Annotated in this window: 17 protein-coding genes, 1 tRNA gene, 1 pseudogene and 1 riboswitch; of the genes and pseudogenes, 8 read left to right on the top strand and 11 right to left on the bottom strand. The window is 55.0% G+C overall.

Going from position 1 to position 23947, the window contains the following annotated elements; all coding sequences use genetic code 11:
• Window positions 1–5: 5 nt before the first annotated feature.
• A complete protein-coding gene (locus tag D8B20_RS14835; RefSeq protein ID WP_145889572.1) occupies window positions 6–1937 on the top strand; it encodes a TolC family protein in 1932 nt (643 codons plus the stop codon).
• Window positions 1938–2086: 149 nt separating this feature from the next.
• Here D8B20_RS14835 and D8B20_RS14830 read toward each other — a convergent pair whose 3' ends face one another.
• The 4 genes and pseudogenes from D8B20_RS14830 to D8B20_RS14815 form a co-directional block, all read right to left on the bottom strand.
• A complete protein-coding gene (locus D8B20_RS14830; RefSeq protein WP_145889571.1) occupies window positions 2087–2926 on the bottom strand; it encodes a glycosyltransferase family 17 protein in 840 nt (279 codons plus the stop codon).
• A 545-nt stretch (window positions 2927–3471) separates the two neighbouring features.
• Window positions 3472–3576, bottom strand: a pseudogene (locus D8B20_RS21865) (site-specific integrase); the annotation flags it as partial.
• A gap of 1097 nt (window positions 3577–4673) precedes the next feature.
• Window positions 4674–5384, bottom strand: a complete 711-nt coding sequence (locus D8B20_RS14820) for a hypothetical protein (RefSeq protein WP_186454382.1) — start codon at window positions 5382–5384, stop codon at window positions 4674–4676.
• Window positions 5385–6063: 679 nt separating this feature from the next.
• Window positions 6064–6139 (bottom strand) — tRNA-Ile (locus D8B20_RS14815).
• Between the two features lie 582 nt (window positions 6140–6721).
• Between D8B20_RS14815 and mug the strand changes: the two genes are divergently transcribed.
• Window positions 6722–7237: a G/U mismatch-specific DNA glycosylase gene (gene mug, locus D8B20_RS14805; RefSeq protein ID WP_145889569.1), complete on the top strand. Its 516-nt coding sequence runs from the start codon at window positions 6722–6724 to the stop codon at window positions 7235–7237.
• A gap of 344 nt (window positions 7238–7581) precedes the next feature.
• Here the strand turns inward: mug and rpoD are convergent, their stop codons facing one another.
• From rpoD to rpsU, 3 genes are all read right to left on the bottom strand, one after another.
• A complete protein-coding gene (gene rpoD, locus D8B20_RS14800; RefSeq protein WP_145889568.1) occupies window positions 7582–9426 on the bottom strand; it encodes an RNA polymerase sigma factor RpoD in 1845 nt (614 codons plus the stop codon).
• 330 nt (window positions 9427–9756) lie between these two features.
• Window positions 9757–11502 (bottom strand): DNA primase, encoded by a 1746-nt coding sequence (gene dnaG / locus D8B20_RS14795; RefSeq protein WP_145889567.1) that lies wholly within the window; start codon window positions 11500–11502, stop codon window positions 9757–9759.
• A 118-nt stretch (window positions 11503–11620) separates the two neighbouring features.
• A complete protein-coding gene (gene rpsU / locus D8B20_RS14790; RefSeq protein ID WP_001144069.1) occupies window positions 11621–11836 on the bottom strand; it encodes a 30S ribosomal protein S21 in 216 nt (71 codons plus the stop codon).
• Between the two features lie 280 nt (window positions 11837–12116).
• On the opposite strand from rpsU, the gene tsaD reads away from it, so the two are divergent.
• Window positions 12117–13130, top strand: a complete 1014-nt coding sequence (gene tsaD, locus D8B20_RS14785; RefSeq protein WP_145890611.1) for a tRNA (adenosine(37)-N6)-threonylcarbamoyltransferase complex transferase subunit TsaD — start codon at window positions 12117–12119, stop codon at window positions 13128–13130.
• A 30-nt stretch (window positions 13131–13160) separates the two neighbouring features.
• On the opposite strand, the gene plsY is transcribed toward tsaD, so the two are convergent.
• Window positions 13161–13763 (bottom strand): glycerol-3-phosphate 1-O-acyltransferase PlsY, encoded by a 603-nt coding sequence (plsY, locus tag D8B20_RS14780; RefSeq protein WP_145889566.1) that lies wholly within the window; start codon window positions 13761–13763, stop codon window positions 13161–13163.
• A gap of 107 nt (window positions 13764–13870) precedes the next feature.
• On the opposite strand from plsY, the gene folB reads away from it, so the two are divergent.
• Both folB and bacA read left to right on the top strand, forming a co-directional pair.
• Entirely contained in the window at window positions 13871–14230 is a 360-nt protein-coding gene (folB, locus tag D8B20_RS14775; protein ID WP_145889565.1) for a bifunctional dihydroneopterin aldolase/7,8-dihydroneopterin epimerase, read from the top strand.
• Between the two features lie 191 nt (window positions 14231–14421).
• Window positions 14422–15240, top strand: a complete 819-nt coding sequence (gene bacA / locus D8B20_RS14765; RefSeq protein ID WP_145889563.1) for an undecaprenyl-diphosphate phosphatase — start codon at window positions 14422–14424, stop codon at window positions 15238–15240.
• Between the two features lie 18 nt (window positions 15241–15258).
• On the opposite strand, the gene D8B20_RS14760 is transcribed toward bacA, so the two are convergent.
• Both D8B20_RS14760 and D8B20_RS14755 read right to left on the bottom strand, forming a co-directional pair.
• Window positions 15259–16491: a multifunctional CCA addition/repair protein gene (locus D8B20_RS14760; protein WP_145889562.1), complete on the bottom strand. Its 1233-nt coding sequence runs from the start codon at window positions 16489–16491 to the stop codon at window positions 15259–15261.
• 140 nt (window positions 16492–16631) lie between these two features.
• A complete protein-coding gene (locus D8B20_RS14755) occupies window positions 16632–17255 on the bottom strand; it encodes a TIGR04211 family SH3 domain-containing protein (protein ID WP_145889561.1) in 624 nt (207 codons plus the stop codon).
• Window positions 17256–17460: 205 nt separating this feature from the next.
• Between D8B20_RS14755 and D8B20_RS14750 the strand changes: the two genes are divergently transcribed.
• The 3 genes from D8B20_RS14750 to hldE all read left to right on the top strand — a co-directional run bounded on the left by D8B20_RS14750 (window position 17461) and on the right by hldE (window position 23221).
• Window positions 17461–18771 (top strand): CYTH domain-containing protein, encoded by a 1311-nt coding sequence (locus tag D8B20_RS14750; RefSeq protein WP_145889560.1) that lies wholly within the window; start codon window positions 17461–17463, stop codon window positions 18769–18771.
• Window positions 18772–18798: 27 nt separating this feature from the next.
• Window positions 18799–21654, top strand: a complete 2856-nt coding sequence (gene glnE, locus D8B20_RS14745; RefSeq protein WP_145889559.1) for a bifunctional [glutamate--ammonia ligase]-adenylyl-L-tyrosine phosphorylase/[glutamate--ammonia-ligase] adenylyltransferase — start codon at window positions 18799–18801, stop codon at window positions 21652–21654.
• Between the two features lie 142 nt (window positions 21655–21796).
• Complete coding sequence (gene hldE / locus D8B20_RS14740; RefSeq protein ID WP_145889558.1) at window positions 21797–23221, top strand: bifunctional D-glycero-beta-D-manno-heptose-7-phosphate kinase/D-glycero-beta-D-manno-heptose 1-phosphate adenylyltransferase HldE; 1425 nt, start codon at window positions 21797–21799, stop codon at window positions 23219–23221.
• A 44-nt stretch (window positions 23222–23265) separates the two neighbouring features.
• Here hldE and ubiK read toward each other — a convergent pair whose 3' ends face one another.
• A complete protein-coding gene (gene ubiK / locus D8B20_RS14735) occupies window positions 23266–23571 on the bottom strand; it encodes a ubiquinone biosynthesis accessory factor UbiK (RefSeq protein ID WP_008103418.1) in 306 nt (101 codons plus the stop codon).
• Window positions 23572–23742: 171 nt separating this feature from the next.
• A riboswitch (FMN riboswitch) is annotated at window positions 23743–23892 on the top strand.
• Window positions 23893–23947: the final 55 nt, after the last annotated feature.

Raw genomic sequence — 23947 nt, 5'->3', positions numbered from 1 at the left:
TTATCATGAAAAATAATAATCAGCTGCGCCGTACACCGGCGCGGCGTCTCTCTTTGCTTGCCGTTTGCATCACGATGGTGATGACACCTGCGATGCAGGTCATAGCGGATTCCACCAGTGAACTGATGATGTTTGCCGAAATGAGCGGCCATCGTCCGGCGACCCCTGCGGTTCCGGTGCAGCGCGCACCGACTGTTCGCGCGCCGGTGCAGACTTACGCACCGCCTGCCGTGCCGGTTGCGCCATCGCAGCCGCTATTCACGTCGCCGCCTTCTGCCGTGCCGGCGGCGGTACCTGCCGCGCCAGCGCGCGCGGTTGTCCAGCCGGTGCCGGAGCAGCCCGCGCCGGTATCCGCTGCGCCGGCTCATGCTTTTGTGCAGCCTGTACCGGAGCAATCCGCGTCAGTCCCTGCCGCGCAGTCGCACACGTTTGTGCAGGCTGCACCGGTGCCGTCCGCTACGCCCGGGCAACAGACGCAGCAGGGCGGTCGCTTCCTGACCGAAGCGCAGCGACAGCCAGCCCCGCCGCGCAGTGAACCGGTACTGCAGGCGGTACAGGCATTTACGCCGCCGCCCGCTACGCCGCGTCCGGTAAGTGACAACCGCGCCAGCACAACAGCCGGTTTTCGCTATGTCAGCCCGCCGCCAGCGGCGGCAGCCAGCACGACGATTGCGCAGTCGCCGGTCAGCCTGAGCGGGGGCAGCCGTGAAACCGTGGCAGAGAGCGAGTTACGCCAGAAGCTGCTCTCTGCCGTCCGGATTGCCTGGCGTATCAGCCCGGTGCTGAAATCCTATGTCGCGCAGACGGATGCCGCGCTGGCCAGCATTGATGAAGCCAAAGGGCAGCGCTGGCCGCAGCTGGATGTCGGTGCCAGTTCGCCCACCAAAGAGTTTGGCAGTGGCGTGAAAAGCCATGAAAAACAAAGCAATATCCCTTCACTCAGCGTCTCGGTGGCGACGAACCTGATCGACTTCGGTCAGACCAGCCGCACCATCGAGAGCCGTGAGCAGCGGGCCATTTCCGCGCAGCAGGCTGTTCAGGCACAGCGTGAAGATCTGGCGATGCAGGTCACCAATGCGCTTATTGAATGGAATAAACAGCAGCACGTCATCACCATCAGCCAGCAATTTGTGGCGCGCATGAAAGAGCTGACCACCATGCTAAGCGGCATTGTGCAGTCTGACGCCGGCCGCCGCAGCGAGCTGACGCAGGCGAAAGGGCGCCTGCTGCAGGCGCAGAGCTACCTGGAAAATGCCCAGTCACGCGCACGTGACGTAGAGATTACGCTGCAGCGCCTGATCGGCGATAACCGCATAACGCTGCCTGCCAGCCACCGCTGGGCGATGAATTTTGGCGATCTGCATCACCAGCTGGCCAGTCTGGACCGTCATCCACTGATCCTCCGGGCGAAAGCCGAAGAGCAGGCCGCGTTTAAAGAAGCTCAGGCGATTAAAGCCTCCGGCCTGCCTAAGCTGAACTGGACGGTGAATAAAAGTACGCGTGAAGACCAGCTGGGCCGGCAGCAGGCATGGCAGACCGGACTGAACGTCAGCTGGGGACTGTTCCGCGGCGGCTCGGTGACGGCGCAGGAAATTGCCGCCATCAAGCGCGCGGAAGCCAGCCGTCAGCAGGTGCAGGAGCAGCGGCGCGATCTGGAAAACCGCGTGCGTGCGGCAAATCAGGATGCGCATGCCACGGCAGAACGCGCAGAGCTGTATAAGAATCTGATTGCGGAGTCCGATCGCATTCGTAAAGACTTCTTTGATCAGTGGTATCACCTTGGTCGCCGAACGCTGCTGGACGTGCTGAGTGCGGAAAGCGATCTGTATAACAACCAGGTGAATGAGGTGAGTAACCGCTTCGACAGCTATGCCGCGATTCTGCGTGGCTACTCCAGCGCAGGCACGCTCAGTCGCTGGCTGACAACCGGACGCTGATAACCAACCCGCTGCGGCGGGTTCTCTTTTGCGGGCGGGCAGGACGTGCGGAGCAGCCCGCCTCTCCGTGGGGCGCCGCGCCAGCAGACAGGAAAATAGCGCACGTCTTCTGTTTGCTGGCGCGATCTGGCGAATGGATTGAAACCTTTTTACAGGATGAAATCCTGATATTTTTCGCGGTTCTCCACCAGGTAGCGGGGAAATTTCTCCACGCACAGTTCCTGTTTAATCAGCTTCCGGTCACGGTTCCACAGGTCTTTTGCGCTGGTGAGCGCGGCAACAATATGCGCTTTATTGTTCAGGTGCGGCAAATCGTATTCTGTGTGGGAAATGGAAGACATTTTTTCTGAAATACGCTCAGGGGTCATGATCCAGGAGAAATGCCAGCCTGCATTTTTAATCACCGAGCTGCGCAATTTAAACCAGTTGCGGCTGATAAAATGGTTATAGATGCCCGATTTTTTTATATTACGAAAAATCTCAGGCTGGCCACCAAAATACTGACGTAAATTGCGCATCCGGGTAGCGCGGGGCAGCCGGCACTGCCGTGCAGAGCCATCAGGATTAAACACCTGCAGATTAAACTGATAGTTATAAAATGGCATATGCAAAATCGTGCACAGCCGGCCGGGGTTGATGGTGTTAATGACATCCGGATTAAAGATTTCGTCAACGTCCGAAATCAGCACCAGATCGTTATCCTGCGCCTGTTCCAGCCCGCGCATTATCGCGTTTCGGGTCGCCGCCTCGTTGGCCCAGGCATCGCATTGTCCGTCTTTAAGCAGCGGCGGTTCATCGAAGATGACATAGATAATTTTGTCTTTGAACTCTGCATACTTATCTGCATCAAAATTCAAATTTTTAGGCTTACCGGTAAAGGTATGTGTTGATTCAACAATGACAAAACGATCGACCGCTGCGTTTAAGGTGTGCAGCCGGATATCCAGCAGCATGTCTTCGTCATAATATAAAAAACAGTCGTAAATCAACGTGCGTTCCTTTCGCTTTGATCATAATGAGGCTGGGTTGCCTGAACGTGGCATTATCATTCATTTCATGCCCGAATACCCGGGCGCGTTTAACATTGTGATATTGTCATCAAAAAAATTGCTGAGTAAAGCGGCGTAATGCATGGTTAAAAATCACTGATTCTGATGGCCCCGGTTGGGTTGAACCCGCGATCGGGCGATTATGAGTCCCATTTCTATGCGAGGGAAATAAGCAAATTACTGATTTTTAAGCTTTCTCTGGGCCGAATAGTAATGAAAAGTGGCACATAGCGTTGAGATCTGCTGCCACTTTGCTGCTATTGCTACACAAAAATTTATCTGGCTAAAATTCCCATACAGTCACAGTTGTGCAACTTCCTGTAGAGGGGGGCGAGACGCTCTTTAACATGCAAAATGAGTTCGTTTTCACTCATCTCAGAGGCTCTTGAATAAAATATTTGTATTGCTACGTCAACCAGTTCCCAATAGAAACTGGAGAGTATATTCGTTGATCTGGCGAAAGCTCCTGGCGGAAAATCTAAGCCTTTCCTGGTTGATGGCAGCTCAGCCTGTAATTTTTCAGTTATCGGCACCGCAAGGTTTTTCTTGCCTTTAGTTTTCACGTCGATGATTTGACTGGCGCGGATTTGTTTTCATCTTTCTGAGGTATATCCTCAATTTTTTTGTCAACTGTGGTCCTGAAAACGGGCCTGTAGTGAAGGTCTGAGATCTTCTTTCTGTCTTTTACGGGCTTTTTCTCTCGCCGCTCTCCCGATATCAAAGGCCAGTTAGAAAGTAGCTCTGAAAATATTTCCAGAAAATGATGCATTTACCTCTTCCTCCCTTTCGCTGATGCTGTGAATGGTAAGTTTTTTGATGGATTTTATCGTCCAATGTGTTGAATTAAAAATATAATACTCATGGTCAATAGGATAGGCAGCATAATGAAAATCGGGTCATTACCGCACTGCTCAGCGGCGATTTTCTTACAGCGATTTTTTTGAAACCGCCCGCCATTTCTGCATCATAGCGCCAGGCCTGTCGTTGGTAAACTGGTATAGCTATCGATTGATCAGATATCAGGATTGTAGAAATTTTACGATATGGAAACAATGTTGTTCGGCTTTAATAAACATTATTAGCTTTCTCATAGATTGACCAGAACTGCATAATTTTTTCTGCAAGCTAGTGCTCTGAAATTCTCGCAATCTTACATTTAAGCGCGACAGTTTTACTGTTAAATTTTAAGGGTATTCACCTATTCTTCAATGGCTAGTTCTGCCGCCATATACTAAGACATCGCAACCATATACAGGGCATCTTCCGATTGTGCATTCCCCGGCGACTGATAAATAATTTTTATTGTGGCTATTAATTCATTACAAAATTACTTCATCATCTTATATTATTAATATAGGTCTATTGGTGTATTTTTTAATGCGGAAATCATTTAAGGTAACCATTGCATTCTAAAAATCGGAAAATTAAAATTCCTCAGAATGCAGTCAAACAACTTTCGGCAAGATTACGCCCGCTTCATTTGAAAGCTAGTTATGAAAGATATCAGATTTTCATTAATACCATTTGTTATATTTTATATATATAAATGAAACGACAGTGATCCATAATAAGCTAAGAATTCCTGCATGGCTCGGGACGAATCGTATAAATACATATACGCCTGCCCCAATGATTGCGGCTGGTATCAAATAAAAAAAAGACTGGAGTAACCATACAATTGCACGTTTCATTTGCTTAAAATCTCATACAAAGCGTTTGCGATTTTTTCTTCGTTATTGTCTCCAGAATTTACCTGGTAAATTATTTCAGACATTTTAGGTTCAATAAGAAAGTAAAGCATTTCAATATTTTCCTTAGATAGAGCCTGGTAATATGAAGGATCCTGAAATTTAAGTCTGTTTGCGGCTGATGCGGCTACTTGTGCTTTTGCATAAAGTGTGGTCGCGTTTATGAACCACGTTGAGAAGGAGTTAACAAGCTGGATATGTTTTTTTTTGAAATCGGCGCTACTAAGCACCAGATTAGCCATTGTAAAAGAAAGAGCCAGTTTGCTGGTTTTCGTTGATGCATGCTCTGCTGCTTTACCTAACAATTTTTGAACGTGAGATATAAGATTATTGCTTTTTTCGTCTCCAAGCCTTGTTAAGGTTTTACGGAAGTAAATTTCAACCATATCCAGAGCTATATCCTTCCTTCTATATATCTCACCCAAAGAAAGGACTAATCTTTTATCCTCTCTCCAGGTATCACGACATGAACTACGATAATAATCATTTGGGACAAGACATGAGCCGTAATTGATAAGCCGCTGCCCACCAAGTTTTATTTTCTCAATAGTGGATATATGATCTGCATGGATGTCATTAAGTGAATTCGTTAATGCAACAGCTAATTTCTTGTTAGCCTGCATTTTTAATTGTAAATAGGGTTGTGACATAACTTCATTCCTTGTTGTATCATTTATCCAATTTTTGATCATGTTCGCCAGCGAGGGCAAGAAAGAAGATGGGCAAAACCAAAAAAACAATAATTTATGTTCCGGTGGTTATTATTTTCTTTCTAATTATACCGGAAGTGGTTCTTCGTATATTGACGCCTGAACAGCTAGCGAGGATGAGTGATTTTACGAGCTTAGGAGGACTCTTAAACCCTTTGCTCTCGCTAATAATTTTTCTCGGCATTTTCTCTATTTTTCTGGCTGTTCTCACTGTCTCCGCTGTGCGTAAAATCTATCACTTAAACTCCCGTTCTGAGAGTAAATGAAGCCAGTAACTACCTGTATAAGCCTCTTCAAAGCCATGCATTGAGTACATTCTGTTTCATGCGTTTTGCTCTCTCATTTTTTATGTCCTTGCCTGTTCTGGTGCGGTTTTGGTGATTGGATGCAGCTGCACGTTTATCGAGGCACAAACCAGTAAGTGGCGGGGATAGCATTGCGCGTTATAAAAAAGATGATGGCTGGCTGGCGGCATATGATGATTGGGAAAAACGCGCAAAATCATACTGGTCAATTATAAGGTAAAAACTGAGGGGACAAAAAGGGGACATCAAAAGAAGTAGATGGAAAAAGCAGATTCTAATTTCGAGTTTAATTATTTGATTTATAAGATTAAATTTGGTGGCCCCTGCTGGGTTTGAACCAGCGACCAAGCGATTATGAGTCGCCTGCTCTAACCACTGAGCTAAGGGGCCAGCGGAGCGGGGATTATAAAGTATCTCGGATGGGTGATCCAGCCTTCAGTATCCGGTTGGTGAAAATTAACGCAATCGCTGACCCATTGATCTCACAGCAAAAAATGCCGACCACCCGGTTTAAGTAGGCTGTTCCGGTACGCTTCCAGACGCTTTTGAGACCAGGCTTAGTCTGCGGCAAGTGGGCTAGACCTGCGTGACCGACAACGTGATTCAGGGCGGTGCGAAATTAATAAATATCCCTGTTGCACCGGGATATAGGGTGTTAACACCTGCAGAGCAGAGCAGAGCAGAGCAGAGCAGAGCAGAGCAGAGCAGAGCAGAGCAGAGCAGAGCAGAGCAGAGCAGAGCAGAGCAGAGCAGAGCAGAGCAGAGCAGAGCAGAGCAGAGCAGAGCAGAGCAGAGCAGAGTAAAGAGCAGGGCAGATCCAAAGCAGGGCAACTGTCCATGCGACCGATGAACAGCACTGTTATTTACCTGCCGCGGTGCATTGCATGAAAGCCGCTATAGTAAGGGGGCGTACCAGCATCAGGCTGCACGCCACTATCAGGGTCAGTAAACAGGGAGCAGGCTGAGAAAGGCATGAGCGATCACGATATTCGCGACATTATCGCGCCGGATTTACAGGTGCTGTTCTGCGGCATCAATCCCGGCAAATCATCGGCGCACACCGGGTTCCATTTTGCACATCCCGGTAACCGTTTCTGGAAGGTTATTCATCAGGCCGGCTTCACGCGCGAACAGCTGAAACCGGAGCAGGAGCAGCGGCTGCTGGAGACCGGTTGCGGTATTACTATGCTGGTCGAGCGGCCTACGGTACAGGCCAGCGAGCTGGCCGGCAATGAACTGCGGGACGGCGGTGAACGGCTGCAGCAGAAAATATTGCGCTATCAGCCGCAGGCGCTGGCGGTGTTGGGTAAAGATGCCTTTCAGAAGGCGTTCCGGCAGCGTAAGGTGGCGTGGGGCCAGCAGCCGCAAACGCTGGGCGAGACGCAGATTTGGGTCTTACCCAATCCCAGCGGGCTGAACCGAGCCTCGCTGGAGGAGATGGTAGCCGCCTACCGTCAGCTGTATGAGCAGCTGTCACACATAGCCTGAGGTAGAAGTGGCGGCATGCCGTCAGCGGTATGAGCGGCTGTCATACATAGCCGGAAAAGTGGGTGGCGGCATACCGTCAGCGGTATGAGCGGCTGTCACACATAGCCGGAAAAGTGGGTGGCGGCATACCGTCAGCGGTATGAGTGGCTGTCACACATAGGCGGAGGAGAGGGTAGCGGCATATCGCTAGCGGTATGAGTGGCTGTCACACATAGCCTGAGGTGGAGGTGGCGGCATGCCGTCAGCGGTATGAGCGGCTGTCACACATAGCCTGAGGGCCAGGATGTTCTGCGAGACATAAAAAAACCCCGGCAGGCCGGGGTTTTTTAACGGGATGACGCGGATTAATCGTCGAGGAAGCTACGCAGCACTTCGGAGCGGCTTGGGTGACGCAGCTTGCGCAGCGCTTTGGCTTCAATCTGACGAATACGTTCACGCGTAACGTCAAACTGTTTGCCCACCTCTTCCAGCGTGTGGTCGGTATTCATATCGATACCGAAACGCATACGCAGGACTTTCGCTTCACGCGCGGTCAGCCCAGCCAGCACGTCATGCGTGGCAGAACGCAGGCTCTCTGAGGTAGCGGAATCCAGCGGCAGCTCCAGCGTGGTGTCTTCGATAAAATCGCCCAGATGTGAATCTTCATCATCACCAATGGGCGTCTCCATTGAGATCGGCTCTTTGGCAATTTTCAGCACTTTGCGGATTTTATCTTCCGGCATCAGCATACGCTCTGCCAGCTCTTCCGGCGTCGGCTCGCGGCCCATCTCCTGCAGCATCTGGCGCGAAATACGGTTGAGTTTGTTGATAGTCTCAATCATATGCACCGGAATACGGATGGTACGCGCCTGGTCGGCGATAGAGCGGGTGATCGCCTGACGAATCCACCAGGTAGCATAGGTAGAGAACTTATAACCACGGCGGTATTCAAACTTGTCTACCGCTTTCATCAGGCCGATGTTGCCTTCCTGAATCAGATCGAGGAACTGCAGACCGCGGTTGGTGTATTTCTTGGCGATAGAAATTACCAGACGCAGGTTCGCTTCAACCATCTCTTTCTTCGCACGACGCGCTTTGGCTTCGCCGATCGACATACGACGGTTGATGTCTTTAACCTGTTCGATGGTCAGGCCGGTTTCTTCTTCAATCTGCAGCAGTTTCTGCAGCGAGCGCATCACATCTTCTTCGACGTCGCGCAGCTTCTCTGACCACGGCTTATTCATCGCCAGCGCCGCTTTGAACCAGCTCTCACTGGTTTCATTGCCGGTGAACAGGGTGATGAAGTTTTTCTTCGGCATTTTGCACAGTTCAACGCACAGCTTCATGATCAGGCGCTCTTGCGTACGCACGCGCTCCATCATTTCACGCATGTTGTTGACCAGGTAATCGAACTGCTTCGGTACCAGGCGGAACTGCTTGAACACTTCAGAAAGATTGTTGATCTCGGCTACGGCGTCAGCGTGGCTGCGGCCTTTGGCTTTGATAACGGTGCGCGTGACTTCGTACTGCGTACGCAGTTCAAGGAATTTCTCGCGCGCCAGTTCCGGATCGATAGAGTTATCGTCGTCTGAACTGTCGTCATCGCTCTCTTCGTCTTCATCTTCGTCGTCGTCGCGGTCTTCTTCAGAGAGCTCAGAACCTACGTGCGTTGCGGTAGGCGCGAGATCTTCTTCCGCGTTCGGATCGACGAAACCGGTGATCAGGTCAGACAGGCGCGACTCGCCGGCTTCTACGCGATCGTACTGATCGAGCAGGTAGGTGATCGCTTCCGGGTATTCGGCAACGGAGCACTGAACCTGGTTGATACCGTCTTCAATGCGCTTGGCGATGTCAATTTCGCCTTCGCGCGTCAGCAGTTCAACAGTACCCATTTCGCGCATGTACATGCGCACCGGATCGGTGGTACGGCCAATTTCAGATTCAACGCTGGATAATACCTGAGCGGCGGCTTCCGCGGCATCTTCGTCAGTATCGGCGCTGTTCTCATTCAGCATCAGATCATCGGCATCCGGGGCTTCTTCTACCACCTGGATACCCATATCGTTGATCATTTGGATGATGTCTTCGATCTGATCGGAGTCGACGATATCTTCCGGCAGATGGTCATTGACCTCAGCATAGGTCAGATAGCCCTGCTCCTTACCACGGGTGACAAGCAGCTTCAGCTGTGACTGCGGGTTTTGCTCCATAAGACGGTATCCACACTTCTGTTAATTAGATTGGTGTCGGTCGGCAGCGAGCCAACTATAACAGTGAAGGCGTTGTGTTTTTGCCGCTGCCTTCAACGCGGCCAGGGTTGCGACCCTTCATATATCGGCACTTAAGCCGCTTGAATGCGTTACGGGCCAGACGTAATCACCCTTGTATAACTGGCCGTGTCTGCACACGGGCGGCAATAAAACGGGCGGCAACGCCGGATGCCCTGATATCGGTACATTTCTCCGGCTTCGCTAAAAAACCGGGTACTGACAGGCCAGAAGGGCGGTGTAACATGCTCGTCCCTGCTGGCGGTTAAAATCTTATTTCTTTGCTAATGCCTGGCTTAAGGCCCAGAATTCGCGGCGTTCGGCGGCGCTGAGGCCCTCGGTGCGATCGCGTGCAATTAAGGCTTCGAGACGCTGTTCCAGCGCCGTGTCATAAATGCTGGCCAGAGAGTCCTGAAACACGGCTTCGGCCTCTTCATCCACTATCATGTGGTTCCAGGTAGCCAGTGTTTCAAGGGGCTGGCTAAATTCTGTCCCGCGATATAACTCTAGTAGCTGTCCCGTCGTCAGGCCAGGATTCCCGGTACAACGACTGACCAGCTCCATAAACAGCGGCAGGCCCGCCAGTTTTGACCCCTGCAGCCCGTCCAGCGTTGGCACCATAGCCGCGAACTGCGGATTCTGCACCAGCAGGGCGATCAGTACGCGCATGGTGGTGCGTTTTAACGGCGGTGCCGCAGGTGCCGCCGTGCTTTCCGCCTGTTTCGGCATCAGCTTGTCTAACTGGTTATCGTCCAGAATGCCAAGTTTATTACCCAGCGTCTGGCGCATATAAATGCGCAGCGTTTCGCCCGGTATCTGGCTGATCAGCGGCAGCGCCAGCGTCGCCAGTTTCGTCCGGCCATCCCGCGTGCTCAGATCGACCTGCGGCATCAGGCTGTCGAACAGAAACGTGGAGAGCGGCATTGCCTGCTCCATCCGCGCTTCAAACGCCGTTTTGCCCTCTTTGCGCACCAGCGTGTCCGGATCTTCGCCGTCGGGCAAAAACATAAAGCGTAGCTGACGCCCGTCATTCATGTAGGGCAGCGCGGTTTCCAGCGCACGCCAGGCCGCCTCACGTCCGGCACGGTCGCCATCGTAGCAGCAGATAACCGTGTCGGTGGAACGAAACAGCAGCTGGATATGTTCGGCAGTGGTAGAGGTACCCAGTGAGGCTACCGCATAATCAATCCCGAACTGCGCCAGCGCCACCACGTCCATATAGCCTTCCACCACCAGCAGACGTGCAGGCTGGGGATGATTTTTTTGCGCTTCATACAGGCCGTAGAGCTGGCGGCCTTTATGGAATATCGGTGTTTCCGGGGAGTTCAGATACTTGGGCGTGTCGTTGCCCAGCACCCGTCCGCCAAAACCAATTACGCGGCCCCGCTTGTCGCGAATCGGGAACATCACGCGATCGCGGAAGCGATCGTAGGTGCGGCCAGCGTCATTGCTGACCAGCATGCCCGCTTCCATCAGCGATTCGCGATCGTCCTTCTGCTGGCCAAAGCGTTTCAGCACGTTATCCCAGCCCGCCGGGGCATAGCCGATCGCAAAGTGATCAATCACCTGCTGGCTCAGCCCGCGCGTAGCGAGATACTGTTGGGCGGCTTTAGCCTGCGGATTACGCAGGCTCTGCTGATAGAAATCATCAAGGCCTTCCAGCAGCTGGTAGAGACTCTGGCGCTGATGGCGCTCCATCGGGCTGGGGCCATTACCGGCTTCGTATGGCACTTCCAGACCATGCTGCGTCGCCAGTTCTTCCACCGTCTCCACGAAATCCAGACGATCGTGATTCATCAGGAAATCAATGGCGTTGCCTTTGGCACCACAGCCGAAGCAGTAATAGAACTGCTTCTCACCGCTTACGGTAAAAGAGGGGGTTTTCTCGTTATGGAAAGGACAGCACGCGTGATAGTTCTTACCCTGCTTCTTCAGCTTTACGCGGGCATCGATAAGATCCACGATGTCCGTGCGGGCAAGTAAATCATTGATAAAAACGCGTGGGATTCGTCCAGCCATAAGCCCCGATTTTTCAGCTCATAAACGGCAACAAGCCGCGCTTCCTTTCGGAAAGCACGGCCTCTTACTTGACTCTGTCTGCGTTTAACACGCGGCGGAAGCGAACTTCCGAAAGAAATTAGTACAGACGAGTGCGGCGTGCGTTTTCGCGAGCCAGTTTCTTGGCATGACGCTTAACAGCAGACGCTTTAGCGCGCTTACGCTCGGTCGTTGGTTTTTCATAAAACTCACGACGACGAACTTCAGCCAGAACGCCTGCTTTTTCGCAGGAACGCTTGAAGCGACGCAGTGCTACGTCGAACGGCTCGTTTTCACGTACTTTAATTACCGGCATGTAACTCTCACCTCGATAAAATTCGGTTTTGCTGCTGACTGCGGCGTCAGCACATTTCAAAATGGTGCAGCATTTTACTCCAGGCGCGGCTGGCTTGTAAAGCACCATGGACAATTTAGAACCAACAGGAGCGTTTGCCTGTGCGGCTGCCGGTTTTTTCAGGCCCGGGAGTATAGCGCACTCTTTGTGCGACACAAAAACACTTTTTCGCGGGCAAAGTTGCGCTGGCGGTGATTCGCCTGTGCTACACTGCGCGCCGCAAGAAGAGGGTATGAAAGCTATGCGAGTTCTGGGTATTGAAACGTCCTGCGATGAAACCGGCATCGCGATTTATGACGATGCGTCCGGTCTGCTGGCGAATCAACTGTATAGCCAGGTCAAACTGCACGCTGATTACGGTGGTGTGGTGCCGGAGCTGGCATCGCGCGACCACGTGCGTAAAACCGTTCCGCTGATTCAGGCCGCAATGAAACAGGCGGGCCTGCAGGCAAACCAGATCGATGCGGTGGCCTATACAGCCGGTCCGGGTCTGGTAGGCGCATTGCTGGTCGGCGCTACTATCGGACGGGCGCTGGCCTTTGCGTGGAACGTCCCGGCGGTACCGGTGCATCATATGGAAGGCCACCTGCTGGCACCGATGCTTGAAGAGAATCCGCCCGCGTTTCCGTTTGTGGCGCTGCTGGTTTCCGGCGGTCACACGCAGCTGATTAGCGTGACCGGCATCGGTGAGTACACGCTGCTGGGTGAATCCATTGATGATGCCGCCGGCGAAGCCTTCGATAAAACGGCCAAACTGCTGGGGCTGGATTATCCGGGCGGCCCGATGCTGTCGCGGATGGCGCAGCAGGGCACGCCGGACCGCTTCCGTTTTCCGCGTCCGATGACCGATCGTCCGGGGCTGGATTTCAGCTTCTCCGGCCTGAAAACCTTCGCCGCGAATACCATCCGTGAACATGAAGGCGACGCGCAGGCGCGTGCCGATATTGCCCGCGCCTTTGAAGATGCGGTAGTGGATACGTTAATGATCAAATGCCGGCGCGCGCTGGAGCAAACTGGCTTTAAACGGCTGGTGATTGCCGGCGGCGTCAGTGCGAACCGCACGCTGCGGGAACGCATGGCGGAGATGATGACGGCCCGCGGCGGCGAAGTGTTCTATGCCCGTCCTGAGTTCTGTACCGACAACGGTGCGATGATCGCCTATGCCGGCATGGTGCGGCTTAAAGGCGGCACGCGCGGCGAACTGGGCGTGACCGTGCGGCCACGCTGGCCGCTGGCCGAATTACCGGCCATCTGAAAAGCAAAAACCGGCTTCGCGCCGGTTTTTTTATTTCTGCTTTTTCTTCCGCTTCCACACGCGGTTTTCCTGACCACGCCACAGGCGCTGAATATTGTCATGATGCCGCAGCAGTATCAGGCAGCTCAGCATGGAAACCGGGAAAGTAAACTGGGGCTTAAACCACCAGACATAAAACGGTGCTATCAGCGCGCTGACAATGGCACCGAGGGAAGAGTAGCCGCTCAGCAATACCGTCAGCAGCCAGGTGCCGGTCATCAGGCCGGTCAGGTCCCAGCCTATTGGCGCAATGGCCCCAAACGCGGTAGCAACGCCTTTCCCGCCGCGAAAACGAAAAAACACCGGATAAATATGACCCAGACAGGCCGCAATGGCCGTCAGGCCCAGATACATCGGCGTAACATGCAGTAGCCAGGCAATCCACACCGGCAGCATGCCTTTCGCCACGTCAAAAATCAGTACCGCCGCCGCCGCCGCTTTGCCGCCGATCCGCAACACATTCGTGGCCCCGGGATTACCTGAACCGGCGGTACGGGGATCGGGCAGACCCGCGAGTTTACAAACCAGGATCGCACTGGAAATCGAGCCGCAAAGATACGCGAAAATAATCATACCAAGCGCGATAGCACTCATAGCGTCGTACCGTTCCTTTTGGGTCGTTTTGTTCTCGATAAGCGTGGATAATACGCATAATCCGCCGGAAGTGGTATCCGGCTAAGCCAAAAACAGAGACTGTCATCATGGATATCGTATTTATAGAACAACTCACTGTGTTCACCACCATTGGCGTTTACGACTGGGAACAGGGCATGCAGCAGAAGCTGGTGCTCGATGTCGAAATGGCGTGGGATAACCGGCGGGCCGCGGTCAGCGATAATGTGGATGACTGTCTGAGCTATGCCGAGGTCACGGAGGCGATCCTGGCCCATCTGCAGGGGCAGCGTTTTGCGCTGGTTGAGCGCGTGGCGGAAGAAATCGCCGATCTGTTGATGAATCGTTTCAAAACGCCCGGTGTACGCATCAGAGTAGGAAAACCGGGGGCTGTAGCGCAGGCGGCGACGGTTGGCGTACGGATTGAGCGCGGGACTATTCCTAAATAAATTCTGCGTGATTGCCATCACAATGAAACCAAACCAAATTATGGTGTGTCTCAGCTGAGGCCGTTGCGTTAACGGGCAAGAAGTTACCGAAAATCCTAAGGTTTCCTTCAGCCACACGCAGGCATAATTTCAGGCGGTAGCACTTTGCGACCGCCTTTTTACTGTTTAAAACGGATAGAGGAAAAAATTTGATGGCAGACATTCATCAGCTATGGGTAGCTGCAATCCTGGGGATTGTGGAAGGCCTTACGGAGTTCCTGCCGGTCTCTTCCACAGGCCACATGATTATTGTTGGCCATCTGCTGGGGTTTGAAGGGGATAAAGCGGAAACCTTTGAAGTGGTGATCCAGCTGGGTTCTATTCTGGCCGTGGTGGTGATGTTCTGGCGCCGGTTGTTTGGTTTGATCGGCATCCATTTTGGTCAGGAACGTCACGAAGGCGTGGGCACCGGTAAACTGACGCTGATTCATATCCTGCTGGGTATGGTGCCGGCGGTGGTGATTGGTCTGGTATTGCATGACCAGATTAAAACCCTGTTTAATCCTATCAACGTGATGTATGCATTAGTGGTGGGCGGCCTGCTGCTGCTGGCAGCGGAATTCCTGAAGCCAAAGCAGCCGAAAGCCGTCGGCATTGACGATATCACCTATCGTCAGGCATTTATGATTGGTTGCTTCCAGTGTCTGGCGCTGTGGCCGGGCTTCTCGCGCTCGGGTGCCACCATCTCCGGCGGTATGCTGATGGGCGTGAGCCGCTATGCTGCTTCTGAGTTCTCCTTCATTCTGGCCGTACCCATGATGATTGGCGCGACCGGTCTGGATCTCTACAAGAGCATGGGCTTCCTGACAATGCAGGATTTGCCGATGTTTGCCGTCGGCTTTGTCACCGCATTCATTGTGGCACTGCTGGCAATTAAAGTGTTCCTTGAATTGATCAAGCGCATTTCGTTTGTGTCGTTCGCTATCTACCGCTTTATCGTCGCGGCAGCGGTTTACGCACTCTTCATGTAATGCCTGAGGCGCGGCCGGTTACGCTGGCCGCGCGTCAATCACCCCTTCCTGGACCGCCTGCACGCGACGTCGCGTCAGCTCTTCCCGCACTTCCAGCCCGGTGAAACCGGCAGCCACCACCTCTTTTGCTGAAACCGCCTGCGCCAGCGCAAATGCCCGTCGCAGATAATCGCCCTGTGGATACGCCATGGATTCAAGCGTTGCCCGTCCGCGTGCGTCAGCCTCGCTGGTCAGCGCCATTTTTTCTACGCGATCCGGTTTGCGCCAGGCATCAATGCGATCAAACAGCGCAACCAGCGCAGAAGCAGACTGCCGCTCAATGGTGTGTACGATGTCATGGAACTCGGTGACAACCAGCGCCAGATCGCGCACCGGATTCGGCACGCGCAGCCGCTGACACAGCGCCGCGACGATCGGCACGCCCGCCATACCATGCCCGTGATGGCTGGGCCACTTCTCCGGCGGCGTAAGCGCTTTACCCACGTCGTGAAATAGCGTGGCAAAACGCACATCAAGCTGGTCTGAGAGGGCAGCGGCCATGGTCAGCGTCATCAGCGCATGCACGCCGGTATCGATCTCCGGGTGCCATTTAGCGGGGGCCGGAATGCCATAAAGGTTATCGATTTCCGGAAACAGCACCTGCAGCGCACCGCAGTCGCGCAGTACCTGGAAATAGACCTGCGGATTGCGCGTCAGTAGCGCGTTTTCTGTCTCTTTCCAGACGCGCTCGGCGGTCAGCGCGCTCAGCTCACCGCTTTCCGCCATCTGGCGCATCAGCGCCTGCGTCTCCTCAGCGATGCGAAAATTAAGGTGAGCGAAGCGTGCGGCAAAACGCGCCACGCGGAGGACGCGGAGCGGATCTTCATTAAACGCTGCAGAAACATGGCGCAGGGTGCGCGCCGCCAGATCCTGCTGCCCGTGGTAAGGATCAATCAGCGTGCCGTCATCCGCCTGCGCGATGGCATTGATGGTGAGATCGCGGCGCTGCAGATCCTGTTCCAGCGTCACGTCAGGCGCGAACTGAGTCAGAAAGCCGGTGTAACCCTGGCCGTTTTTGCGCTCGGTACGCGCGAGGGCGAACTCTTCTTTAGTGTGCGGATGCAAAAAAACCGGAAAATCGCGGCCGACCTGCTGATAACCCTGCGCCAGCATGGCGTCCGGCGTGGCGCCAACCACCACCCAGTCTCTATCTTTTACCGGCAGGTGCAGTAAGGCATCACGCACTGCACCCCCGACCAGAAACGTCTTCACTCAACCACTCCAGAGGACTTTATTATTGCGCAGACAACGCGCCTGTTACGTCAATGTTACATGCTATCGCTAAATAGCGGACATGCCAAAAGGGGCATCTTACGATCCCCTTAAAGATAAACCTAAAACCGCGTGCTGGCTTAGTTCATCCAGCGATCGTTTTTTTTGCGGCGCGGCACCATGTGTGGCAACAGCAGACCCAGCAGCAGGCCCACACCCAGTACGCCACCGCCATACATGAACCACTGCATGATGATGGTGCGCTGTTTATCATCCAGCTGAACATTGGCCGCGCTGACCTTTTTCTGCGCAACAATCAGCTCATTTTTCAGCTTCTGATTTTCATCTTTCAGGCCGTTAATGGTGCTGTCACTGCTGGCCACTTTGTTCTGCATCTCAGCGGTGCGCTGATTCCAGCTGTTGTCGATGTTGGCCAGTTTGTCGGTGAGATCTTTCACCTGCTGCTCAAGCTGCGGCACGCGGGTGCGCAGGCTCGGGCTGGCGCTCAGCTGAGACAGCGGAATCCAGTTAGTTTTGCCTTCGGCATCGCGAATCTGCGCATACTGGGAATCACTGTTGGTTTGCAGCAGCGTGACTTCTTCACCAGCATTCAGCTTGCCTACCAGGCGATACTGATCGCCGGGGCCGCTGCGCACCCAGGTGGATAATTCGTCGGAGATGTAACGCTTTTCATCAGCCGCGTGGGCTGGCGCGATGGCGCTGAAAGCCAGCAAAGAGAGGGCGGCAAGGGTGATTTTTTTCATTCGATGTCGTTATGTCTAAATGGGCGTAAATTTACCGGCACAGTCTGGAGTCGCTTCGCATAAATCTGAATGAGAACTATCCTGGTCTCAATCCGGTGCGAAATGGGTCGTAAAAGCACAAGAAAGCAGAGACAGCGGGCTTGCGGTGCATTACTCTTCGCCAGATTAAACTCGTAAGTGCCAGCAGCGTATTGAATAAAAAATTATGACCATCGAAATCGAATTAAAGTTCATTGCCACTCCGCAAGCCGCCGAAAAACTGGCGGAAACCCTTGCCGCCTGGCCACATCAGCACAACGCCGCGCGCGAGCTGAGCAACACCTACTATGAAACAGACGATAACCAGCTGCGCCGCTGGGATATGGGGCTGCGCATTCGCGGTGTGGACGGGCGTTATGAGATGACGCTGAAAGCCGCAGGAAAAACGGTCGGTGGCCTGCATCAGCGCCCGGAATACAATGTTGATCTGGACGCCCCGCAGCTGGATATCGCCCGCCTGCCGGCAGATATCTGGCCCCAGGGCACCGACATTGCCGCACTGCAGCAGCGTCTGCAACCGCTGTTCAGTACCCACTTCCGTCGCGAAACCTGGCGGGTGACGTTCCGCGAGAGCGAGATCGAAGTGGCATTTGATTGCGGCGCAGTCGCGGCCGGTGAGCTGAGTGAGCCGCTGTATGAAGTCGAGCTGGAGCTGAAAAGCGGCCAGCGTGCTGACCTGCTGCAGTTTGCCGAAGCGCTGATCGCGATGGGTGGCCTGCGCCTGGGAAGCCTGAGTAAGGCAGCACGTGGGTATCAGCTGGCGCAGGGAAATCCAGCGCGTCCGGTGCGGCCGCTGCCGCTGCAGAACATTGCCGCCAAAGCCACGGTTGAGCAGGGCATGGTGCAGGCGTTCAGCGCTGCGCTGGCGCACTGGCAGTATCACGAAGAGGTCTGGCTGCGCGGCAATCCCGATGCAAAAGCGGGTGTGCTGGAGGCCCTGGAGACGCTGCGTCAGGCGTTCTCTTTATTTGGCGCGCTGGTGCCGCGCAAAGCAAACAGCGAACTGCGCCAGAAGCTTACCCGGCTGGAAGAGCTGCTGGCAGACAGCGGGATTGAAGCCGATACCGCCTGTTTCTCGTCAGTCTCAGTTGAAGCGCAGTTAGCGCTTACTCACTGGCTGGCAGAGTCGCTGTGGCAGCCCTGGCTGGATGAGAAAAGCAAAACCAAGCTGCAGGGCTCTTTCAAACGTTTTTGCGACATCATGCTGGGCCGCATCGGTGCGGATTTGAAAGAAACGTTTGCCGACGTACAGCTGTTTAATGAATTCCAGGACAAGGCGACGCGGCTCAACCGTCAGCTGCTGGCGGTGCACCTGCTGGCCGGCGCGTATCCGGCGGAAGAGGTGCATAGCTGGCTGGCAGGCTGGCAGGAGCTGCAGCACGCCATCCGCGAACAGCAGGAGCGGGGCCTGATCCCGCTGGCCAACATGGCCATACGCCAGCCGCCTTTCTGGCTGAGCAGCGGCGCAAAACGCTAAGCTGTTTCAATTCATCAGGGAGAGAAGATGATGTTACCGTTACCGGCGCTGATGCAGGCGCAGCTGGCCAGCGTGGCAGAACGACTCGCTCTGCCGCTGTCAGCGATAACGCCTGAGCAGGCGGGCGCGCTGACCTTCAGCGACTTTATCGTCGATAACCTGCAGCAGTATCCGCAGTGGTGGCAACAGTTACAGCAGCAGCCGCCGCAGCCGGAAGAGTGGCAGCAGTATGCGGCGTGGCTGGCTGATGTGCTGCAGACGGCCGACAGCGAAGCCTCCCTGATGCGCGAACTGCGCCTGTTCCGCCGGCATATGCTGGTGCGCATCGCCTGGATGCAGACGCTGGCACAGGCCAGCACGGAACAGAGCCTGACCCAGCTGAGCACGCTGGCCGAAGTGCTGATTGCCGCCGCGCGTGACTGGGTGTGGCAGGCGTGCTGCCGCGATTTTGGCACGCCCTGTAACGCCGCCGGCGAAGCCCAGCCGATGCTGATTCTGGGCATGGGCAAGCTGGGTGGCGGTGAGCTCAACTTCTCTTCTGACATCGATCTGATCTTTGCCTGGCCGGAAAATGGCGTTACCCGGGGCGGACGGCGCGAGCTGGACAATGCCCAGTTCTTTACCCGCATGGGACAGCGGCTGATCAAAGTGCTGGACCAGCCGACGGTCGATGGCTTTGTGTATCGCGTGGATATGCGGCTGCGCCCGTTTGGCGACAGTGGCCCGCTGGTGCTGAGCTTTGCCGCGCTGGAAGATTATTACCAGGAGCAGGGGCGCGACTGGGAACGCTATGCGATGGTGAAAGCGCGCCTGATGGGGGACGATCACGGTCACTGGAGTCAGGAACTGCAGCAGATGCTGCGGCCTTTTGTCTACCGGCGCTACATTGATTTCAGCGTGATCCAGTCGCTGCGTAATATGAAAGGCATGATTGCGCGGGAAGTGCGTCGGCGCGGCCTGCATGACAACATCAAACTCGGCGCGGGTGGCATTCGTGAAACCGAGTTTATCGTGCAGGTGTTTCAGCTGATTCGCGGCGGACGTGAGCGCTCACTACAGCTGCGATCCCTGCTGCCAACGCTACAGGCCATCGGCGACCTGGCGTTGCTGAATGAACGGCAGGTCACACATCTGCACGACGCTTACCTGTTTTTGCGTCGGCTGGAAAACCTGCTGCAAAGCATCAATGATGAGCAGACCCAAACGCTGCCCGCTGATGAGCGCGATCGGCAGCGTCTGGCCTGGGCAATGGGGTGCGCCAGCTGGTCCCTCCTGACCACACAGCTGGAACAGCACATGGCCGGCGTGCGTGCCATTTTTGACGAGCTTATCGGAGACGATGCGCCGGATGTGGACGATCAGCCCCAGCTGGCGGAGTTTGCCGGGCTATGGCAGGACGCGCTGGAAGAGCGTGACCTGATTCCGCTGGTTCCTCAGCTGAGCGACACGCAGCGACACGCGCTGTATCACGCACTGAACGATTTCCGCCAGGATGTCAGTCGCCGCACTATCGGCCCGCGCGGGCGGCTGGCGTTGGATCAGCTGATGCCGCGTCTGCTGAGCGAGGTGTGTCCGCGCCCGGACGCCGACGTGCTGCTGCAGCGTCTGACTCCGTTACTGCTGGGCGTCCTGACGCGTAGTACCTATCTGGAACTGCTGACAGAGTACCATGGCGCCCTGCGGCACCTGATTCGCCTGTGCGCAGCTTCGCCGATGGTCGCCAGCCAGCTGGCGCGCTATCCGCTGCTGCTGGATGAGCTGCTCGATCCCGCTACCCTCTATCAGCCGACAGCGACCGATGCCTATCGGGATGAGCTGCGTCAGTATCTGCTGCGTATCCCCACGGATGATGAAGAGCAGCAGCTGGAGGCGCTGCGCCAGTTTAAACAGGCGCAGCTGTTGCGCATTGCGGCAGCCGATATCGCTGAAACGCTGCCGGTCATGAAAGTGAGCGATCACTTAACATGGCTGGCAGAAGCGATTATCGAATCAGTGGTGCAGCAGGCATGGCAGATGATGGTGCAGCGCTATGGCCGCCCTTCGCACCTTACCAGTGACAGCGAGCGCGGTTTTGCCGTCATCGGTTATGGCAAGCTGGGCGGCTGGGAGCTGGGATACAGCTCTGATTTGGATCTGGTGTTTTTGCATGATTGTCCGGAAGGCGCTGAAACCGACGGTGAGCGGGTGATTGATGGCCGCCAGTTCTATCTGCGTCTGGCACAGCGCATCATGCATCTGTTCAGCACCCGCACTTCATCCGGCATATTGTATGAAGTCGATGCGCGGCTGCGTCCTTCCGGCGCGGCGGGCATGCTGGTCAGTACCTTTGCCGCTTTTGATGATTATCAGCGTAATGAAGCCTGGACCTGGGAGCATCAGGCGCTGGTCCGCGCGCGCATCGTGTTTGGTGAGCCGGCGCTGGGTGAACGGTTTAATGCCATCCGGCGCGGTATTCTCCGCCTGCCGCGAGAAGTGCATCGGCTGAAAACCGAGGTACGTGAAATGCGTGAAAAGATGCGTGCGCATCTCAGCAATAAACATAAAGGCCGCTGGGATATTAAAACCGACGAAGGCGGTATCACCGATATCGAATTCATCGCGCAGTATCTGGTTTTGAAGTCTGCCGCCAGCCAGCCGGCGCTGACGCGCTGGTCGGATAATGTGCGTATTTTTGAGCTGATGGCCCGTTACGGCATGATGCAGGAAGAGGAAGCCCAGGCGCTGACCCACGCCTATGTCACCCTGCGTGATGCGCTGCATCATCTGGCGCTGCAGGCGCTGCCGGGCCATGTGGAACCTGATGCTTTCGCCAGTGAGCGTGCCGTGGTGCATGCCAGCTGGCAGCGCTGGCTGGCAGCGGAAGACGCTGGCAGCGCAGAGTAAAGAACGCGCCGGGGCAGCGAAGCACCCGGCACGGCTATGCCCGCGGCGTTCTGCTGCGCTGGCCTGCGCCTGCAACTCGAAGTATGACGGCGGTATGGTATTATCCGCGCAATATTTTTGACTTTAGTCTGGAGTTCCTGGAATGAAAGTAACACTGCCTGCGTTTGGCAAGGCCGCTGTGCTGGTGGTCGGTGACGTCATGTTAGACCGCTACTGGTATGGCCCCACCAGCCGTATTTCACCTGAAGCGCCGGTGCCGGTGGTGAAGGTCGATACGATCGAAGAACGTCCCGGCGGTGCGGCTAACGTCGCCATGAACATTGCGGCACTCGGCGCTGAATCGCGTCTGATTGGATTAACCGGTGAAGATGACGCGGCGCGCGTGCTGAGTGAAACGCTGGCACAGGTAAAAGTCAGCTGCGATTTTGTTGCCGTTAAAAGCCATCCGACCATTACCAAGCTGCGCGTGCTTTCACGCAATCAGCAGCTGATCCGCCTCGATTTCGAAGAGGGATTCGAGCAGGTTGATCCGCAGCCAATTCACGATCGCATGCGTCAGTCGCTGAAGCAGGCCGGTGCGCTGGTGCTGTCGGATTATGCCAAAGGCGCGCTGGCCAGCGTGCAGACCATGATTCAGCTGGCGCGTGAAGCCGGCGTGCCGGTGCTGATCGATCCAAAAGGCACAGATTTTGAGCGTTACCGCGGTGCTACCCTGCTGACGCCAAATTTGTCAGAGTTTGAAGCGGTGGCAGGCAAATGCAAAACCGAAGAGGACATTGTCAGCCGCGGTATGCAGCTGATCGCGGATTATGAGCTTTCCGCACTGCTGGTTACCCGCTCTGAAAATGGCATGACGCTGCTGCAGCCGGGCAAAGCGCCGGTGCATCTGCCGACGCAGGCGCAGGAAGTCTATGACGTGACCGGTGCCGGCGATACCGTGATCGGCGTGCTGGCCGCCGTGCTCGCCGCGGGCGAAAGTCTGGAAGACGCCTGTTTCCTTGCCAATGCAGCGGCAGGCGTGGTGGTTGGCAAGCTGGGCACCTCTACTGTCAGCATCGTCGAGCTGGAAAATGCGATTCATGCGCGCCCGGAACGCGGATTTGGCGTAATGAGTGAAGCCGAACTGAAAGCGGCTGTCGAACTGGCGCGTCAGCGGGGGGAAAAAGTCGTCATGACCAATGGCGTGTTCGACATCCTGCACGCCGGGCACGTCTCTTACCTTGCCAATGCGCGCAAGCTGGGCGACCGGCTGATTGTGGCGGTAAACAGTGATGCCTCCACCAAACGGCTGAAAGGTGAAACCCGGCCGGTGAATCCGCAGGAAAACCGCATGATCGTGCTAAGCGCGCTGGAAGCGGTGGACTGGGTAGTGCTGTTTGAAGAGGACACGCCACAGCGTCTGATTGCTGAGGTGTTACCGGATTTGCTGGTCAAAGGCGGCGACTATAAGCCGGAAGATATCGCAGGCAGTAAAGAAGTCTGGGCTAACGGCGGCGACGTGCGCGTGCTCAACTTTGAAGACGGTATCTCCACCACCAACATCATCAAAACCATTCGCAGTCACTGAGAACAGGCAGCGGGAGGCGCTTACCTCCCGCCGTATCGGGCGACTTACTGTGGGGTGTCGATCTTGCCTGCCGGATCGGGCGTGATAATAGCCGGGGCGGGTGCGGCCGGGCTTTCACTCTCCAGCTTCGCCAGACGCTGCTCCAGCGCGGCCAGCTTCTCGCGCGTGCGCAGCAGTACCTGCGTCTGCACATCAAACTCTTCACGATTAACCAGATCCATGCGGGTTAACTGCGCCTGCAACACCTGACGAATTTTCTTTTCCACATCGTCGCCAAAGTCACGAATGCCTTTTGGCATCGCTTCATGGACCTGGCGTGCCAGTTGTTCAATTTTTTTCGTGTCGATCATGGTTATTTCCTGGTTACGGTGGCTGATAACAGCGCGTGTTCCGACTCAACAAGCATTAAGTGTAATGCCAGAAACGAAAAGGTTAAACCTGAAATCGGCGCCGCATGAAGTGCAAATGCATTTGCACTTTTGTTGATTGCCCGACCAGATGATTGGCGCTATAGTGATTTTGCTTATTCTCAGGGCGGGGCGAAATTCCCCACCGGCGGTAAATCAGCATCAGCTGAAAGCCCGCGAGCGCTTTCACCGCAAGGTGGAAGGTCAGCAGATCCGGTGTAATTCCGGGGCCGACGGTTAAAGTCCGGATGGGAGAGGGTAACGACATCAGCCGGGCGACTGCGCCCGCGTCACGTTATTGCCATGTGTATCTTCACGC

The sequence above is a fragment of the Candidatus Pantoea soli genome (assembly GCF_007833795.1).
Classification (GTDB): Bacteria; Pseudomonadota; Gammaproteobacteria; order Enterobacterales; family Enterobacteriaceae; genus Pantoea; species Pantoea soli.
Note: the sequence above shows the minus strand (reverse complement) of the source record. Positions and strands in the feature narration are given on the sequence as shown.

Bases quoted from the DNA above. Each gene is read 5' to 3' on its own strand.
- D8B20_RS14835 (WP_145889572.1), top strand. From the start codon at position 6: ATGAAAAATAATAATCAGCTGCGCCGTACACCGGCGCGGCGTCTCTCT.
- D8B20_RS14820 (WP_186454382.1), bottom strand. From the start codon at position 5,384: ATGTCACAACCCTATTTACAATTAAAAATGCAGGCTAACAAGAAATTA.
- mug (WP_145889569.1), top strand. From the start codon at position 6,722: ATGAGCGATCACGATATTCGCGACATTATCGCGCCGGATTTACAGGTG.
- rpoD (WP_145889568.1), bottom strand. From the start codon at position 9,426: ATGGAGCAAAACCCGCAGTCACAGCTGAAGCTGCTTGTCACCCGTGGT.
- dnaG (WP_145889567.1), bottom strand. From the start codon at position 11,502: ATGGCTGGACGAATCCCACGCGTTTTTATCAATGATTTACTTGCCCGC.
- rpsU (WP_001144069.1), bottom strand. From the start codon at position 11,836: ATGCCGGTAATTAAAGTACGTGAAAACGAGCCGTTCGACGTAGCACTG.
- tsaD (WP_145890611.1), top strand. From the start codon at position 12,117: ATGCGAGTTCTGGGTATTGAAACGTCCTGCGATGAAACCGGCATCGCG.
- plsY (WP_145889566.1), bottom strand. From the start codon at position 13,763: ATGAGTGCTATCGCGCTTGGTATGATTATTTTCGCGTATCTTTGCGGC.
- folB (WP_145889565.1), top strand. From the start codon at position 13,871: ATGGATATCGTATTTATAGAACAACTCACTGTGTTCACCACCATTGGC.
- bacA (WP_145889563.1), top strand. From the start codon at position 14,422: ATGGCAGACATTCATCAGCTATGGGTAGCTGCAATCCTGGGGATTGTG.
- D8B20_RS14755 (WP_145889561.1), bottom strand. From the start codon at position 17,255: ATGAAAAAAATCACCCTTGCCGCCCTCTCTTTGCTGGCTTTCAGCGCC.
- D8B20_RS14750 (WP_145889560.1), top strand. From the start codon at position 17,461: ATGACCATCGAAATCGAATTAAAGTTCATTGCCACTCCGCAAGCCGCC.
- glnE (WP_145889559.1), top strand. From the start codon at position 18,799: ATGATGTTACCGTTACCGGCGCTGATGCAGGCGCAGCTGGCCAGCGTG.
- hldE (WP_145889558.1), top strand. From the start codon at position 21,797: ATGAAAGTAACACTGCCTGCGTTTGGCAAGGCCGCTGTGCTGGTGGTC.
- ubiK (WP_008103418.1), bottom strand. From the start codon at position 23,571: ATGATCGACACGAAAAAAATTGAACAACTGGCACGCCAGGTCCATGAA.